The organism is Armatimonadota bacterium, from assembly GCA_016223145.1.
Taxonomy (GTDB): domain Bacteria; phylum Armatimonadota; class Fimbriimonadia; order Fimbriimonadales; family Fimbriimonadaceae; genus Nitrosymbiomonas.
In genome coordinates this window covers 59,921-74,458 of sequence record JACRPN010000013.1, presented here as the reverse complement: position 1 = coordinate 74,458, position 14,538 = coordinate 59,921, and the positions used below count along the sequence as shown (strand labels likewise).

Below are 14,538 nucleotides of genomic sequence, written 5' to 3'. Positions count from 1 at the left end.
TGGGATGTTTGCTAAACTACTCATCAGTCGATCCTAAGCAAATCGACCTAGTGGGGTTTGGAGGCAATTCGATGCGCATTAAACCTTTGGGGAAGGTACTTATCTTCCTAATCGTCTTGACGGGCTTGGGCTTTGGGGCTTACCGGTACATGAACGGTGGCTCCAAAGAAGGCGGACTCTTCGGTGGTGGAGGGAACACGGTGTCGGGAGACCAGGGAATCCTGGGCAGGCCGCTCCGGGTAGGCATCGTCACCTGGCCTGGTTATGCCGGCGGTCTCGTGGCCAATCATGGGTTCAAACCCAACAAAGAATGCATCTACTGGAAGAACCACAAGCTCCTCGTTGAGTTCATGCTGATGGAAGATGTGGACGCACGCGCAAAGGCCTTTGCGAAGGGTGGACCCGATGGGGTCGACATCGTCTGGTCGACCGTCGACTTTTGGGGCAATGAGCTTCCCGGTTTCATCAAAGGCGGCGTCGATTCAAAAGCCATCATGCAGGTGGACTGGTCCCGCGGTGGCGATGCCATCGTCGTAAGGTCTGGGATCAATCGAATTGAGGACCTCGCCGGTAAGAAGATCTCGCTGGCCCTCTTCACACCCTCCCACTGGCTCCTCGAATACAGTCTGGCAAACTCTAGCCTGGACGATACGGAGCAAGCCCGAATCGTGAAGGCCCTGGTTGGAAAGAACGCCTCGCCTGACGCCCGAGCCGACTTCGTGGCCGGAAAAGTCGACGCCGCCGTGGTTTGGGAGCCCGACGTCACCGAGTGCCTCAACAAGCGGCCCGGCAGCAAGATACTTGTTAGCTCAAAGACCGCTGCGAACCTGATTGCGGATCTCATGGTTGCGCGGACCGAGTTCATCAAGCAGCATCCGGATGTCATCAAGGCGTTCGTCAAGGGATGGCTCGAGGGAACGACAGAAGCTAACCGCAGGCCCGACCTTGCCGTCAACGCGCTCATGGAAAATGAACCGCTGTACAAGGATCTCGGCCAAGAAGAGACCCTAAGCCAACTCTCGACGGTGAAGTGGGCAGACCTCGTAGATAACACCAAGATGTTCGGCCTTGACGGCTCTGAACCGCTCTTTGACCGCATTTTTAAAGAGGCGAGCACAGCCTGGGTACGCCGGGGCTATATTCCTGAAGCCGTTCGTCCAAGCGTCGCCAAAGACGACAGCTTCCTCAAGGAGATCTATGCCGAGGCTTCGAAGAATGCCGAGATCAAGGCTCCTGTAGAGGAATCGAAGTTCCCAGCACGGACGCCAAAAGAAAAGGTCAACGAGCCTGCTCTGATGACGAAACCGGTGAACATCTTCTTTGCCACCGGGCAGGCAAGCCTGGATCCAAATGCCAAGCAAGCGCTGGACCAGGTGGCTTTGACGGCACAAACCTACTCGAACGCTTACATCCGCGTGGAAGGCAATACCGATAGTCGAGGCTCAGCGGCCACGAATACTGCGCTCAGTCAGCGGCGCGCCCAGTCGGTCGTGAACTACCTGGTCTCCAAGTATCACTTCAATGCCGCCCGCTTCATCGCGAAGGGGAATGGCCCGAACAAGCCGGTTGCGTCAAACGACACCGAAGAAGGCAGATCGAAGAACCGCAGAACGGACATCATGGTCGTCCCTAAGTAATCGTGAAGGACTTTCTCGCAGTCAGAGGCAAACTGACCCCCAGGGTCGATCTGATGATCGGCATGCTGGGCGTCCTCATGCTGGGTCTGTTGTGGAGCGCCGCAACCTATGGCGGATACGTGAAGCCCTTGTTTCTTCCCACGCCTTCGGCAGTGTGGGAGGCTCTGGCCGAGTATCACCACAAGGATTGGCTTCTGCCAGCCATCTTGCGAAGCACGTTTCGAGTGGTCCAGGCGCTTGGCCTTGTCATCTTGGTTGGAGTGCCTTTGGGTCTCCTCATGGGGGCCTTTGCACCGATCGATGCCTTGTTTCGCAAGGTTGTGAACGGCGCCAAAAGCGTTCCCACCACGGGCCTTGTAGGCTTGATTGTGCTTTGGTTCAGCGTGGAAGAAAAAGCCAAGATCGTGTTCCTATTCCTTGGCGCGCTGTTCTACATGATCGTTCTTGTGCGGCAGGCCGTGTTGGCCGTAAGTCAGGATTACGTCAACGTTGCGTTGGACATTGGCGCCAAGCGCCGCCAGGTCTTAGGGAAGGTGCTGCTTCCTGGCGCCCTGCCGCAGATTTGGGAGGCCGTCGCCGTCTGCAACGGCATCATGTGGACCTACATCGTCTTGGCGGAGTTCATCAACAACAGCGAAGAGCAGCTGGGGCTGGGATATCTTCTTTACGTCGGTTCACGTACACAAGACTCAGGAAAGGTCTTCGCCACGCTCATCGTCGTCGGCATCATCTCCGCGATCACGGACTGGGCGTTCCTGATAGCGCGCAGGAGGCTGTTCCCATGGTAGATGGAGACGCGCTGCTCAAGTTCGACCACGTCGGGCATTCCTACTTGCGCAAAGGGCAGGAACCGGTGATGGCGATCAAGGAGATCGATTTTCAAGTCACCAAAGACGAAGACGGCGAGTTCATTGCCATCGTCGGCCCTTCGGGCTGCGGGAAGAGCACGCTTCTGAACATGATTTCAGGGCTGCTCCTGCCATCGCACGGCAAAGTCTATATCATGGGAGAGCAGGTCGTCGGGCCGACCGTTCAAGCGGTAACGGTCCAGCAAGCCTACACCTGCTTTCCTTGGAGAACGGTCCTTGGGAATGTCACGTTCGGGCTAGAGCTCATGGGCGCGCCCCAAGACGAAACCCAGGACACCGCCCGCAAATACCTGGGAATGGTTGGACTGGCGGACCGCGAAAACGCCTATCCCCGCGAGCTGTCTGGTGGCATGCAGCAACGCGTTGCGATAGCGCGCGCGCTTGCCCTCAAGCGTCCAGTGCTTCTTATGGATGAACCGTTCGGCGCTTTGGATGCCCAAACCAGGGCGGACATGCAACGGCTCATCGTGGACATTTGGCAGCAAGAAAGGAGCCTGATCGTGTTCGTGACGCACGACATTATGGAAGCTCTCCTCCTTGCTGACAGGGTCTTGGTGCTCTCTCCTCGCCCGTCGCAGATCGTGCTCGATACCATGATCTCCTTCGCCCGGCCGCGCACGCTCGCGATCCAGACGGAGCCGAACTTTCAGAGGCTCCATCAGGCGATCCTAAACATGCTGAAGTCGCCGGCTCCGAACGGCGTACCCCAAGGCGGGCCTGCCAAGTGAAGAGGCCGAGCAACCTCAAGAGCGCTCTCTCTGAAACGCCCAACCTCCTCGGGCTCGCCTCGGCATTCGCCCTTAGCGCTGCGTTTCTCAATCCTCTGCCTCTGATGGCTGGTCTCGCGCTCGAAGCAGGCTACTTGCTGTTCGCGCCAGATTCAAAGTGGTACAACGGGCTCCTCGAAAAGCGCTATCAACTGGAGGTGGAGCGTCGCCGCGCCGATCTCAAAAAGCGCGTCTTCCCATTTCTCTCACCAAAGGAGCAGATCCGCTACAACCGTTTGGAGGAGAACCGCGCCAACATCCAGCCCATCGACAGGGACAGGCCCTTTCTGCGCGACGTGCTGAAGAAGCTGGACTACCTGCTGGAGAAGTACTTGCTCTTTGCAGCCAAGAGGCTTGAATTCCAGAACTACCTCATCCACGTACACGAACAAGTGATCCCCGAACGTGCGCCGGCAGTGCCGGCGCAGTTCGACTTAGGATCAAAAAAGGGCAAGAAGGGCGCTCCCCCGCCATCACCTCCTTCTAGCGACGACACCGAGGGACTTGAAGCCTGGGCGAAAGCCATCGTCGACGACGTCCAGGATTTTTACCGCAACGAGAACGACCGCCTTAATCGCCAGTCCGTCGACGAGGAGAACCTCCATAACAAGGCCCTTCTCGATAAGCGGATTGAAATCATGAACCGCCGGGCGCTCTACGTGCAGCAGATCGCTGACATCTTTGATAACCTCACAAACCAGATGAAGCTCATGGAAGACACGCTCGGACTCATCAGCGACGAAATCAGGGCGCGATCACCCGAACAGGTGATCGCCGAGATCGACAGCGTGGTCAGCCAGAGCGACATCCTGACAGAGGCGCTCAGCGAGATGACGCCGTTCGACGAGATGCCCGTCGCCCAGGGGGCGAGCCGGCTGTATAATCTGCCTAACAAATGAGCGTTCGCGACACTGTAAGAAAGGTGGCTGGGCTCTTCGTCGAGATGGACCCCGACACCGGCTACGTTTCGTCGCCCGGATTGGCCGACCCGGCGAGTGCCCAAACGGCTGCGCCAAGGCCCCAAAAAACGATTGAACAGCTGGTACGCGATGCTCCTGGACCCAACCTCGACGAGATCTCGCCGACGGTGAGCCAGGAAAGTGCCGACCTGCCCGTCATCTCATCCGACGGCAAAGTCAGTTTTGAGGCCATCTACAAGATGGCCAAGCTCCCGCAGGAGGCCTTCACGGCTGAAAACGTGCTTGAGCTTTTCGCTCAGCTCCCCGCAGAATTGCCCATCGAATCCAAGCGAGCCACCCTCAAGGTGACCCTTGGCGCCATGTCGAAGACGAGCGGAGTGACGATCGAGAGCGTCTTGGCGGATGCCTCGCGCAAGCTCGCCGCGCTCGCCAGCTATTCGGAGAGCCACGAAAAGCAGGCGCAGTCCTTCGTCGCCGCATCGGAACAGCAGATAGCTCAGCTCCAGTCGCAAATCGCCTCGATCAAGAGAGCCATCGAAGACGCCAAAACCAGGTCCACCGGCGTTTCGCAGGCCTGTGAGTCCGAATCCAACCGCCTCGACGATGTCGTGGAGTTCTTTAGCCTGGACAAAGCGCCGAGCAAGCACGCGCCGTAGCCCTTTGCTCGCCTCCGCTGGCCCCGCAAGACTGGTTCAGGAGCTATAAGCGGGCGAAGGCCGCCGGGCAAACTCTCCAATCAGCCTCGTTTCCGTACGGCTGCTTCAGATTGTTTTCGCCCGCGCCTAGAGCACATTTGGCGCTTTTCGTCACAAATGCCATGTCGTTCAGCAATTAGTAGTGACATGAAAGGAAAGCGACTTGTACTTTTGGGGGCATTGCTGGCGGCAACGGCAATGTCGTTCTCTACGATTTTCGCCTACGACGATGCCTCCGACTCGGCCTACGACGGTGGGTTCCTGCAGTACTCAAACGGGGGCTTTGGTTTTGATGTGTGGGACTACGGAACCTCGAACAACTCCGATCCGAACCCAATGTTTCTTGGATCTTCGAATTCGAACGGTGGGGGCGGTGGCCCGGGCATTGATACTGGAGGGCGCTCGTGGGGAGTCTCTTATCCTGTGATCGGCGGCAGCTACATTGCTCGTTTTCTCTCTGCCCCAATGCCCACGGGCGCCACCTATAGCTGCCTATGGGACACCGGATCTCTCGCACAAGGCACTCACTATGAGACAGGGCTCTACGGCGATACGATTGGCTTCTTCTTCGTGGATGTCAGCAGCAGCCAGCCGAGATATCATGTGCAGTTCTCTGAGGTGGTTGGCAAGCTTGACACCGGCATCGCGTGGACCGACGGCGGACTGAAGGTGTCCCTGACCCTTCTCGCGGCCAATGGGGACGAGTTCGACTATCGGTTTGAGCTGGAGGCCCTAGCCACATCGCAAACCTTCACCTACACCGGCACGACCTATAATGCGGGTGGTTTTGCTCCCAACTACGCCGATTTCTGGGGCAGGATTGCCAGAAATGCCCCTTCAGGCGACTACTTTGTCAACGAAATGAAGATCGAATCTGTACCTGAGCCGTCGGGGCTGCTGGTGCTGACCCTTGGTTTGGGTGCCTTCCGCCGCCGCCGACGCGGATGAGGGTCAGAAGGTCGATTCAATGACAAAGGGACCTAGATTCGCGCACGCCTGAGCACCACTTGCCGCCTTTGGCCATCAGACTGCAGGGTTTCTGTTGACACTCTCTCCCTGAGAGTGCCAAAATAGCAGTCATCAGCGCCGAGTGCTAACAGAGAGCGGTCTGAGGTCCAAGGTCTGAGGAGTCCGACCAGTCCGACTTGTTCGACCGGCAAGACACGTCAGCCAAAACCCACGCTCCCCGTCAGGCACCCGGCCGACAACAACCAAGGAAACAAACTATGCCAGCCAAAACCCTACTTTATGACGATACCGCTCGCCGTGCCCTGGAGCGCGGCGTCGACAAAGTCGCCGATGCCGTCAAGGTCACCCTCGGCCCCAAAGGCCGCAATGTCGTCCTCGACAAGAAGTGGGGAAGCCCCACCATTACCAAGGACGGCGTGACCGTCGCCAAGGAGATCGAGCTCGAGGATCCCTATGAGAACATGGGCGCCCAGCTCTGTAAAGAGGTCGCCAGCAAGACCAACGACGTCGCCGGTGACGGCACCACCACCGCCACCGTGCTCGCCCAGGCCATCGTGAAGGAGGGCCTGCGCTACGTGGCCGCCGGCGGAAACCCCATCGCGGTCAAGCGCGGCATCGATAACGCCGTTGAAACCGTCGTCGCCGAAATCAAGAAGCTCGCCAAGCCCATCAAGGACAAGGAGCAGGTCGAGTTCGTCGCCACCATCGCGGGCAACGACAGCGAGATCGGCAAGCACGTGGCCGAGGCCATGGACAAGGTCGGCAAAGACGGCGTCATCACCGTCGAAGAGAGCCGCGGCCGAGAGACCAACCTCGAAATCGTCGAGGGCATGCAGTTTGACCGGGGCTACATCTCGCCCTACTTCGTCACCGACCCCGAGCGCATGGAGGCCGTGCTGGAGAACCCGCTGATCCTCATCCACGAGAAGAAGCCCAGCAACGCGCAGGAGCTCGTCGGGTTCCTTGAGAAGGTCATGGCCACCCGCCGCCCGCTGCTCATCGTGGCGGAGGACGTGGAAGGCGATGCGCTGGCCACCCTCGTGCTCAACAAGATCCGGGGCGTGCTCCAGGTCTGCGCCGTGAAGGCCCCCGGATTCGGCGAGCGCCGCAAGGCCATGCTCGAAGATATCGCCGTGCTCACCAACGGCAAGTTCATCAGCGAGGACCTCGGCGTCAAGCTTGAGAACATCACGGTGGACATGCTCGGCACGGCCAAGAAGGTCGTGATCTCGAAAGAAGACACCACGATCATCGAAGGCGCGGGCACGAGCGATGCCGTGAAGGGCCGCATCGCGCAGATCAAGGCGCAGATCGACAAGACCGACAGCAACTACGACAAGGAGAAGCTGCAGGAGCGCCTGGCCAAGCTCAGCGGCGGCGTCGCGGTCATCAAGGTCGGCGCGAGCACCGAGACCGAGCTCAAAGAGAAGAAGCACCGCTACGAGGACGCCCTTTCGGCGACCCGCGCGGCGGTGGAAGAGGGCATCGTGCCCGGCGGCGGCGTGACGCTGCTGGCCGCGGCGGTCGCCCTGGAAAAGATCATCGCCAAGGCCGAGCCCAGCGACGAGACCACGGGCCTGAAGATCGTGGCGCGAGCCCTGGAAGAGCCGCTGCGCACCATCGCCGAGAACGCTGGCCTCGAGGGCAGCGTGGTGGTCGGCAAGGTTCGCGAGGCGAAAGCCGGCTTTGGGTTCAACGCGCTGAACAACCAGATCGAGGACCTGGTGAAGCAGGGCATCGTCGACCCGGCGAAGGTCACGCGCAGCACGGTCCAGAACGCGGCGTCGATCGCAGGCCTGGTGCTGACGACTGAGGCTCTGGTGGTCGAGAAGCCCGAAAAGAAGAAAGCCCCCGCCGGCGGCCACGACCACGACCACGGCATGGGTGGCATGGACTTCTAGGGGAGCCTAAGTCCAGCCTCCCTGAATGGGACCTATAGGACTCATATGTCCTATAGGTCTTTTTTTGTCGCATTCCTGTGGTAGCCTCCCGCCCATGCCGGACCGCCCAATCATTCCTCCGCACGGGGGCTATCGCGGTCTGGAAGTCTTCAAACTTGCAGAGATTATCTATGATGGGACCGTCGCTTTCTGCAGGCGCTGTGTCGATCCAAAGTCCAGAACAAAGGACCAGATGGTGCAGGCTGCCCGTAGCGGAAAGCAGAACATCGCCGAGGGTAGCCAGTTCTCAGCGACTTCCAAGAAGATTGAGCTCAAACTGATGGGAGTTGCCAGGGCGAGTCTCGAGGAGTTGTTGCTCGATTACGAGGACTTCCTTCGGCAGAAAAGCCTCGAACTCTGGCCCAAAGACCACGAAAAGGCGCTCTTCATCAGAAGTCTTGCCATGAGGAAAGATAAGTCCTATTCGACTTATAGGACCTATATCGAAGAAAAGTCCGAGGAATCCTCCGCAAACACTCTCATTTGCCTGATCCACCAGGCTTCCTATCTGCTGGACCAGCTCCTACGGCGCCTGGAGAGAGACTTTGCTGAGGAAGGCGGCTTCACCGAACGCCTCCACAAGGCCCGGACCCAGCACCGCTCCAGCCAATCTGACCATCCACACTCCCAATAAGTCAGATGCCTCCAATACGTCGTATCTGTCCTACTTGTCTCGTCCAGCCACGCTTTGCGTGGGGTCACAGGGAAGGGTGACACTGGGATTACCCAGATTTGAGTGCCGGCCAGCCACGCTTCGCGTGGGGACACAGAGTTGGGTGACACCGGGATAGCCCAGCTTAGGGTGCCGCCCCACACCGACTCTGGGAGGTATGGGGCGAAAGCGGCGCCTTCTACCCTCGACAGGCCCACCAGCTTACAGATCGGATGAACGGCTCTGGAACACTCTTGAGCCCAAGCGCCTGCCACCCACAAAAGCCGGTCCCCTCAGCTGCCCTCCATTCCGTGTCTGGATTTAGTGGGACGTCGAATGTTCGACTTGCGCGGGCCAAAGCGGGCCCGTAGACTCTCAGAAGGTGGAGGCTACGGCTTTCGGTAGACCCTGATCGAGATGACCGGAAACCTAAAGGCTCGAGTTTCCTTAAGGGAAATCCGTCGCAAGCCCTACATGAGGAAGCAAGCATTGAGAAACCAGAAAGAAGGCACGAAAGCAATTAAACGGCTGGCCCTGCCCGTGGCCATAGGCTTTGTGATTTCAGGGTGCAGCCCGGCAGCCCGCGACCAATACTCCGAAGCGGGCCAAGATGCCGGCGATGCCGCGAAACAGACTGGGCGTGCCGCAGCAACCGATGCTGAAAACGCGAAGCAGGCCGCGGACAACACCCTTCAGACCTCAAAGGTGATGAGCGCCCTCAATTCAGCCTCCGGCCTGAAAGCGGGCGACATCAACGTCGACACCGACACGAGGGCCGGGACGATCACACTGAATGGTTCAGTGCCTGATCGAAAGCAGCGGGATCAGGCTGTTACCGTCGCCGAAGGGATGGCAGGAAGTGAATTCAAGGTTGTGAACAACCTGGAAATCGTCAGCAAGTAAGCGAACACGCGAGGCTTGCAGGCAGGGCTGAGTCTTGCCAAAACCCACTCGAGAGCGGGGGATAGGAGATTCCATGGACAAAGATCGCATTAAGGGAAAGATCAAGCAAAACAAGGGCAAGGTCCAAAAGGCAAAGGGCAAACTGACCCACTCCAAGTCGGACGAGATCGAAGGAGCCGCGAAAGTGCTGGAGGGAAAAGTCGAGGAAGCGTACGGCAAGGCAAAGGACGCCCTGCGCTAAGTCCCAGCCAGGGCGCCAACCCAACGCCCGGAATCATCCCAAGGAGACTTGCGGCCAATCGCGGCCCCAACGGGGATGGCCGAGGAGATGAAGACATGTTGAATCGCGTTAGCTGGATAGGCTTGGCGATCATGGCTGTAGCCGTGCTCCTGTACTTGGGAGACATCGTAACAACCTACGTCCGGCCCATGCTGCCATGGATCGCCGCTGTCGGTGGCGTCCTGTTCGTCGGTGGTGTGGCCTATGCCATCGTGCACCATTGGCAAGATGGCCAGGAGGAGCCGCTGAGTCCTGAGGGTCCGTGAAGCAGGCGCGGATTGCCAAGCATTGAACTGGATCTGAGCGTCCCGAGGACGTTGGGATCCTTGGATGCCGGGCGAATAGGGGTTCACCGCGGCGAGTGAACGGTGCCGGTGCAGAACAGAATGCCGAATCGGGGCGCCTTCATCACTCGGAATCTCGAAAACGGAAGCAAGGAAATGCCGGACCGGAGTTAGCCGCCGCGGTGAGCTTTGTGGTTCATCGGCTTCTTGGCGGCTGGGCGTTTTGAGGTCGTCTTGGCCATCGGCTTTTTGGGCGCCATCGGATGCGAAGCCATGTGCTTCATCATCATCGAGCACATTTGGTGCATCGACTTGTGCTGCAGGGCCATCTCAGCCACAACCGCGGTCGTGGCGTCTGCCTTATTGGTGCCCTCCGCTGAATTCATGGCTGAGACAAGATCATCCATTCGAGCTTGTGCCGCCACCATGTTGGCCATGTGTGTCTCCATATTCATCATCGGCATGGACGAGCCCTTCGATCCCATGGCCATCGGTGCCATATGCTTCATCATCATCGAGCACATTTGGCCCATCGCCTTCTGCTGATTCGCCATTTCTGCCACGACAGCAGCTGTGGCCTCGGGCCTATCCGAAGCCTCGGCCTCATTCATTTTCAGGACCAGGGCATCCATCTTTGCTTGTCCCGCCGCCATATTGGCCATGCACTTCTTCATGTCCATCATCGTCATGGAGGAGTGTTGAGCGGCCTTTGGCTTGGGGGAAACGTGCTGGGTATGTGAAGTCACCTGGGCAGGAGCCAGCACTGTGGTGGCTGCTGCAAGGACAATAAGGAGGCTTTTGAATTTCATGGCAGAACCTTGATCGGCACTTGGCCCATCAAGTTTCAGTCTACGTGCCGGCACCTCGGGCGGACCAGTCTGCCCTTGAGTGTACGAGGGTTCACCTACAGGCATGAGCAAGTTGAGGGCGGCCGGCGTGGGAACACCAGTGGACAACGACGAGAGCTGCTCGGTCGCGCCGTCAGCCATGCTCCAGGGCAAACTCTACGAGAGTCTATCTGCGGCTTCGATAGAAGTAGCCACCTCCACCGAACACGAGGAGAAGGACGATAATCAGGATGATCAGTTGGGTTGACATTTCCGTTCCTTGATGCGGATCGCTTGACAGGCTCCTTGAGCCACCGCCCCAAGCTACGCCAAGCGAGCACACGGCCGAGGAAGGGTCTACTCGGTTTGCCCGGAGACGCGCTCAAGCGACGATCCACCTAGAATCATGAACGCGAATTGTGCTGGTGGAAAGTCCGCTCTTTGGTGTCCAGTGAATCTCGAAGGCAAGCCACCCCCTGCTGCGTGGAGCACCACGACGAGTCCACGAGTCTTGGTGCAATCGAAGTGGACTGGTCCAGGGGTTCAGGCAGAGGGTGGCCTGGCCCAAATTCGTGGTTGACAGACCTTCCCCGAAGCACCTTATGCAGAGAGCTCGCAGGGCAAGGAGGATTGCATGCCTGCAGAATATAGTCCCAAAATACTGCTTTTCCAGAAGTGACGAAGGATTCCAGGGATTTCAAGGACTCGGACAGCACCCTTCGCGAGGGGGCCGCACCCCTTTTCCAGGCTCTGCCCGACGCGTAATCAGGCGCTACCGCTCAGCTCCTTTCGGCAGGCCACCCTCCGGGTGGGGCCACCGCAACCTGATCGAAGCATGGGGTGGCTCGACGCTTTTGAGCGGTGCGATGGATCCCGTGCTGAAGGCTTGAAGACAGGTCCCGGGCGATCAATGCCACCACGGACACCACTCTCAAGAAGCTGCGTCAATGTGCTGTGGTGTTCCCAGAGACTAACCCCGCCGCGCCCACGCGGCGGGTGCATTGAAGCTGAGCACTTGGCCGTCGACCCACCGCGTGTGCGCGGTGGGGATAGGTCAGAACACAATGACGCAACTTCTTAAGAGTGGAGGCTCCCGAACTCATTTCCCGGCGTGAGACCCGTGCGAAGCGTGGCCAGTCGCCAAAGACAAAAGTCCGGTCCAACCCACCAAAGTCTGAGTCCACTCGGTCAATGCCTCTCGTCTCCAAGGATATCGCGCGTTAGGGCAGGTACAGCTCACCGTAATATTGCCGGGTTTAGGAGACCCCGGACACTCCATCGGTAGAATTACCATAGCCTCGGCTATACTTTCGAACAGGTTCGCTCCGATTGGGGCGCCAAAAGGAGAAAATAGATGAGCGTTCGCAGTTTATCTGCCTGCGTGGGCCTTGCCATCTTGGCCGTGCCCTCGTTCGCTTCGACAACCATCAATTTCGACAATGTCGCTGCTGGTACCGTCATCACGACGCAGTATGCCGGTGTGACGTTTTCCAGCAACTCGGGTCAGGAAAACCGTGCTGAAGCCCAGAACCTCGGCTCGTCTCTGCCCAACTTCATCTGCACCTTCGCCGTTGGCGGCAGCATCAACTGCGTCAACGACACGTACGTCGACTTTGCGGGCGGCGTGAGCAACCTCTCGTTTCTGGCTATCGGCGCCGACAACAACGGCCACAATGCGGACGTCGACGTTTTCATCAACAACGTCTTCGACCACACGGTGCAAGTAATCGGGAACGGTACGCCGTATACGCCAGATCTCGTCACTATTGCCGGTTCGAATATCACGCGTATCGAGATCAAGAACATCACTGATGGCGCCGGTCTTGGCTGGGACGATTTCACCTACGACGCCGTTCCTGAGCCCGGAACTCTTGCCGCGCTCGGATTCGGTGCGATAGCGCTGATCCGCCGCCGAAAGAACTGAGCTTGAGAACGTCGTCTTGGGCCACGGATGGCCCTCACAGGATCTGGTGGAGCCCAGCCACGGGCCCAAAATCGGCTGGCCACCCTCCGGGTGTGACCTCCTCAGCCTGATTGGAACATAGGGTGGCTCCACGGCCAGCCACCCTCCAAGTGGGGCCACCGCAACCTGTTCGGAGCTTTGGGTGGCTACACGCTTTAGCGCGGTGCGATCGGAGTCAGGCTCCCAACCGCCGTCCGGCTTCCTGAGCTAACCCAGGCACTTTCGGCAAATCATCGGCTCGACGTTGGGTCTTTCCAGCTTCTCCGCGCGCTTTGCGTCGTCGATTGAGTCAAATGACTCAGGGATCCACCTGTTGTGCTTCCGGTGGTGGTGCACACCAGCGCCATGGTTGCACGAAGGGCACTCTCCCAGATGGATGTGAACCCGACCGCTCTTGTTCAATTAGACGTGGTAAGCCATAGATGACTTTGGCATCGGACCCGCTACCCTTCGCGAGGGGGCCGCACCCCTTTTCCAGGCTCTGCCCGACGCGTAATCAGGCGCTCCCGCTCAGCTCTTTGCGGTCATCTTCCCGGATCACGCGGTCGTAATGTGCGGCTCTCAGCTCGCGGACCGTTTGCTCCAGTGCCTCGAGCCGCTGCTGCGTTTCGCCGGGGTTTCCTCGGTGCAGGATCTCGGCCATCGAGCGCTGGTGCCGCAACAGCAGGAAGGTGATAGGGAACACGACCACGGCTCCAAAGAACCCGAGTGCGGCGATTATTTCAGGCAAGTTCGGCGGCATAAAGGGTGAACGCGGGTAGCGTTGATCGGGTTGCAGATCGTCAGCTGGTGGGAGGTCACGACAGGCATTCTGGCGCCCCTCACTCGGTCCCTTAAGGCGCGGGATCTTCGATTCGCCGGAGCTTACCGGCCTCTCCCCAAAAGTGGCGAGGTGATGCCATGGACCCGGTCCGACATCGCGACTCGCGCATAGCTTATCGCTCCCTGGCCCCTCTCTCGTCACCGGCGAACCACGCTTCGCGGGCAGAGGCAGTGTCCGTCGATGAAGTGCTGCAGAGCGGCAGAGCCTTAGTGCACCCCCCCCAAAGGGTGGCTGGCCCGTTCCCGCTTTGTGCATCAAAGAGTTCCAGTAAAGCCCTGAAAACCTGGAAGGTTTACCGCGATGAGGCTGCCCACGAATCCCGACAATCCAACTTGAGCGCCCGGAAACCCGACGCTGGGATGCGGACGCTCGGAGGGATCGATGCTTCGCACCGCTTTCGCATGCTCGTCGCTCGCCGCGCTCGTACTGGTCTCTACGGGGTGCTTCGGTACGGCCCAAGCTCGGGACGCCTCACAAGTGCCGTTTGCTCCTGAACAGGGGTCCAGCCAGAAGACGGCCAGGGTCAAGCCGGCCTTCGAACGGCCCTTGCTCATTGCCAAATCCGGCGGCTACTTTTCCTGGGTCGCGCCCAAGGGGTGGAAGTCGAGTGAGACGTCGAACGGCGTTGACCTCGTTTCACCCGATGGCAGCAAGGGGGCCAGTTCGGCAGTCCTCATCGGCAGCATCGGCGAATCTAGCCCCTGGCGGTTCTTGAGCTGGGCACTGGAGGCTGCCGGCTACCGGCAGATCGAGCGCGTGAGCACAGAGAACCTCCCCTCGCAGCCCTCCGGCTACCCGGGCATTTCGTATGAGGTCAAGGCCTTTATCATCAAGTACCTTGATCCGACGGGCTCCGAACGGCAAGCAGAAGTTACAGTAGGAATCTGTAACGCCTATGGCGCCTATTCGGCGGCGTTTCAGATGTATTTCGCGTCCCCCGGGGAGTTCAAGAACGCCAAGACCTGGCTTCCGATGCTGACCGATTGCGTGCGCCCGCTCGACGCCTCGC

16 protein-coding genes are annotated in these 14,538 nt (G+C 59.1%); 14 read left to right on the top strand and 2 right to left on the bottom strand.

All coding sequences use genetic code 11. The annotated features are described in order from the left end of the window. Nucleotides 1-71: 71 nt before the first annotated feature. From HZC36_12025 to HZC36_11975, 11 genes are all read left to right on the top strand, one after another. On the top strand, nucleotides 72-1,637 hold the full coding sequence (locus HZC36_12025) for an OmpA family protein (protein ID MBI5707702.1): 1,566 nt from the start codon (nucleotides 72-74) through the stop codon (nucleotides 1,635-1,637). Between the two features lie 2 nt (nucleotides 1,638-1,639). Then, the gene (locus tag HZC36_12020) at nucleotides 1,640-2,425 is read left to right on the top strand and encodes an ABC transporter permease (GenBank protein MBI5707701.1); all 786 of its coding nucleotides are present in this window, start codon (nucleotides 1,640-1,642) and stop codon (nucleotides 2,423-2,425) included. Continuing rightward, nucleotides 2,419-3,234 (top strand): ABC transporter ATP-binding protein, encoded by an 816-nt coding sequence (locus HZC36_12015; protein MBI5707700.1) that lies wholly within the window; start codon nucleotides 2,419-2,421, stop codon nucleotides 3,232-3,234. The genes HZC36_12020 and HZC36_12015 overlap by 7 nt, the downstream gene beginning before the upstream one ends. Further along, a complete protein-coding gene (locus tag HZC36_12010; GenBank protein ID MBI5707699.1) occupies nucleotides 3,231-4,172 on the top strand; it encodes a hypothetical protein in 942 nt (313 codons plus the stop codon). The genes HZC36_12015 and HZC36_12010 overlap by 4 nt, the downstream gene beginning before the upstream one ends. Beyond that, the gene (locus HZC36_12005; GenBank protein MBI5707698.1) at nucleotides 4,169-4,849 is read left to right on the top strand and encodes a hypothetical protein; all 681 of its coding nucleotides are present in this window, start codon (nucleotides 4,169-4,171) and stop codon (nucleotides 4,847-4,849) included. Before HZC36_12010 ends, HZC36_12005 begins: the two co-directional genes overlap by 4 nt. Nucleotides 4,850-5,035: 186 nt before the next feature. Further along, a complete protein-coding gene (locus HZC36_12000) occupies nucleotides 5,036-5,836 on the top strand; it encodes a PEP-CTERM sorting domain-containing protein (GenBank protein ID MBI5707697.1) in 801 nt (266 codons plus the stop codon). 278 nt (nucleotides 5,837-6,114) lie between these two features. Continuing rightward, entirely contained in the window at nucleotides 6,115-7,758 is a 1,644-nt protein-coding gene (gene groL, locus HZC36_11995; GenBank protein ID MBI5707696.1) for a chaperonin GroEL, read from the top strand. 94 nt (nucleotides 7,759-7,852) lie between these two features. After that, the gene (locus tag HZC36_11990) at nucleotides 7,853-8,431 is read left to right on the top strand and encodes a four helix bundle protein (GenBank protein ID MBI5707695.1); all 579 of its coding nucleotides are present in this window, start codon (nucleotides 7,853-7,855) and stop codon (nucleotides 8,429-8,431) included. 507 nt (nucleotides 8,432-8,938) lie between these two features. Continuing rightward, complete coding sequence (locus HZC36_11985) at nucleotides 8,939-9,352, top strand: BON domain-containing protein (protein ID MBI5707694.1); 414 nt, start codon at nucleotides 8,939-8,941, stop codon at nucleotides 9,350-9,352. A gap of 73 nt (nucleotides 9,353-9,425) precedes the next feature. Then, on the top strand, nucleotides 9,426-9,593 hold the full coding sequence (locus tag HZC36_11980) for a CsbD family protein (GenBank protein MBI5707693.1): 168 nt from the start codon (nucleotides 9,426-9,428) through the stop codon (nucleotides 9,591-9,593). 95 nt (nucleotides 9,594-9,688) lie between these two features. Beyond that, a complete protein-coding gene (locus HZC36_11975; protein ID MBI5707692.1) occupies nucleotides 9,689-9,898 on the top strand; it encodes a hypothetical protein in 210 nt (69 codons plus the stop codon). A gap of 188 nt (nucleotides 9,899-10,086) precedes the next feature. Here HZC36_11975 and HZC36_11970 read toward each other — a convergent pair whose 3' ends face one another. Next, nucleotides 10,087-10,725, bottom strand: coding sequence for a hypothetical protein (locus HZC36_11970; GenBank protein MBI5707691.1), 639 nt, complete (start codon nucleotides 10,723-10,725; stop codon nucleotides 10,087-10,089). A 103-nt stretch (nucleotides 10,726-10,828) separates the two neighbouring features. On the opposite strand from HZC36_11970, the gene HZC36_11965 reads away from it, so the two are divergent. Together HZC36_11965 and HZC36_11960 are read left to right on the top strand one after the other, a co-directional pair. After that, entirely contained in the window at nucleotides 10,829-11,011 is a 183-nt protein-coding gene (locus HZC36_11965) for a hypothetical protein (GenBank protein MBI5707690.1), read from the top strand. Between the two features lie 1,086 nt (nucleotides 11,012-12,097). After that, complete coding sequence (locus HZC36_11960; protein ID MBI5707689.1) at nucleotides 12,098-12,667, top strand: PEP-CTERM sorting domain-containing protein; 570 nt, start codon at nucleotides 12,098-12,100, stop codon at nucleotides 12,665-12,667. A gap of 535 nt (nucleotides 12,668-13,202) precedes the next feature. On the opposite strand, the gene HZC36_11955 is transcribed toward HZC36_11960, so the two are convergent. Next, nucleotides 13,203-13,436, bottom strand: a complete 234-nt coding sequence (locus HZC36_11955; GenBank protein MBI5707688.1) for a hypothetical protein — start codon at nucleotides 13,434-13,436, stop codon at nucleotides 13,203-13,205. A gap of 474 nt (nucleotides 13,437-13,910) precedes the next feature. Between HZC36_11955 and HZC36_11950 the strand changes: the two genes are divergently transcribed. Next, nucleotides 13,911-14,538 (top strand): hypothetical protein (locus tag HZC36_11950; protein ID MBI5707687.1); only part of this gene is annotated, 628 nt, incomplete at its 3' end.

Excerpts from the sequence above, each read along its gene's own strand:
- HZC36_12005 (MBI5707698.1), top strand. The coding sequence starts at position 4,169 with ATGAGCGTTCGCGACACTGTAAGAAAGGTGGCTGGGCTCTTCGTCGAG.
- HZC36_11965 (MBI5707690.1), top strand. The coding sequence starts at position 10,829 with ATGAGCAAGTTGAGGGCGGCCGGCGTGGGAACACCAGTGGACAACGAC.
- HZC36_12025 (MBI5707702.1), top strand. The coding sequence starts at position 72 with ATGCGCATTAAACCTTTGGGGAAGGTACTTATCTTCCTAATCGTCTTG.
- groL (MBI5707696.1), top strand. The coding sequence starts at position 6,115 with ATGCCAGCCAAAACCCTACTTTATGACGATACCGCTCGCCGTGCCCTG.
- HZC36_11980 (MBI5707693.1), top strand. The coding sequence starts at position 9,426 with ATGGACAAAGATCGCATTAAGGGAAAGATCAAGCAAAACAAGGGCAAG.
- HZC36_12000 (MBI5707697.1), top strand. The coding sequence starts at position 5,036 with ATGAAAGGAAAGCGACTTGTACTTTTGGGGGCATTGCTGGCGGCAACG.
- HZC36_11975 (MBI5707692.1), top strand. The coding sequence starts at position 9,689 with ATGTTGAATCGCGTTAGCTGGATAGGCTTGGCGATCATGGCTGTAGCC.
- HZC36_11960 (MBI5707689.1), top strand. The coding sequence starts at position 12,098 with ATGAGCGTTCGCAGTTTATCTGCCTGCGTGGGCCTTGCCATCTTGGCC.
- HZC36_11970 (MBI5707691.1), bottom strand. The coding sequence starts at position 10,725 with ATGAAATTCAAAAGCCTCCTTATTGTCCTTGCAGCAGCCACCACAGTG.
- HZC36_12015 (MBI5707700.1), top strand. The coding sequence starts at position 2,419 with ATGGTAGATGGAGACGCGCTGCTCAAGTTCGACCACGTCGGGCATTCC.
- HZC36_11990 (MBI5707695.1), top strand. The coding sequence starts at position 7,853 with ATGCCGGACCGCCCAATCATTCCTCCGCACGGGGGCTATCGCGGTCTG.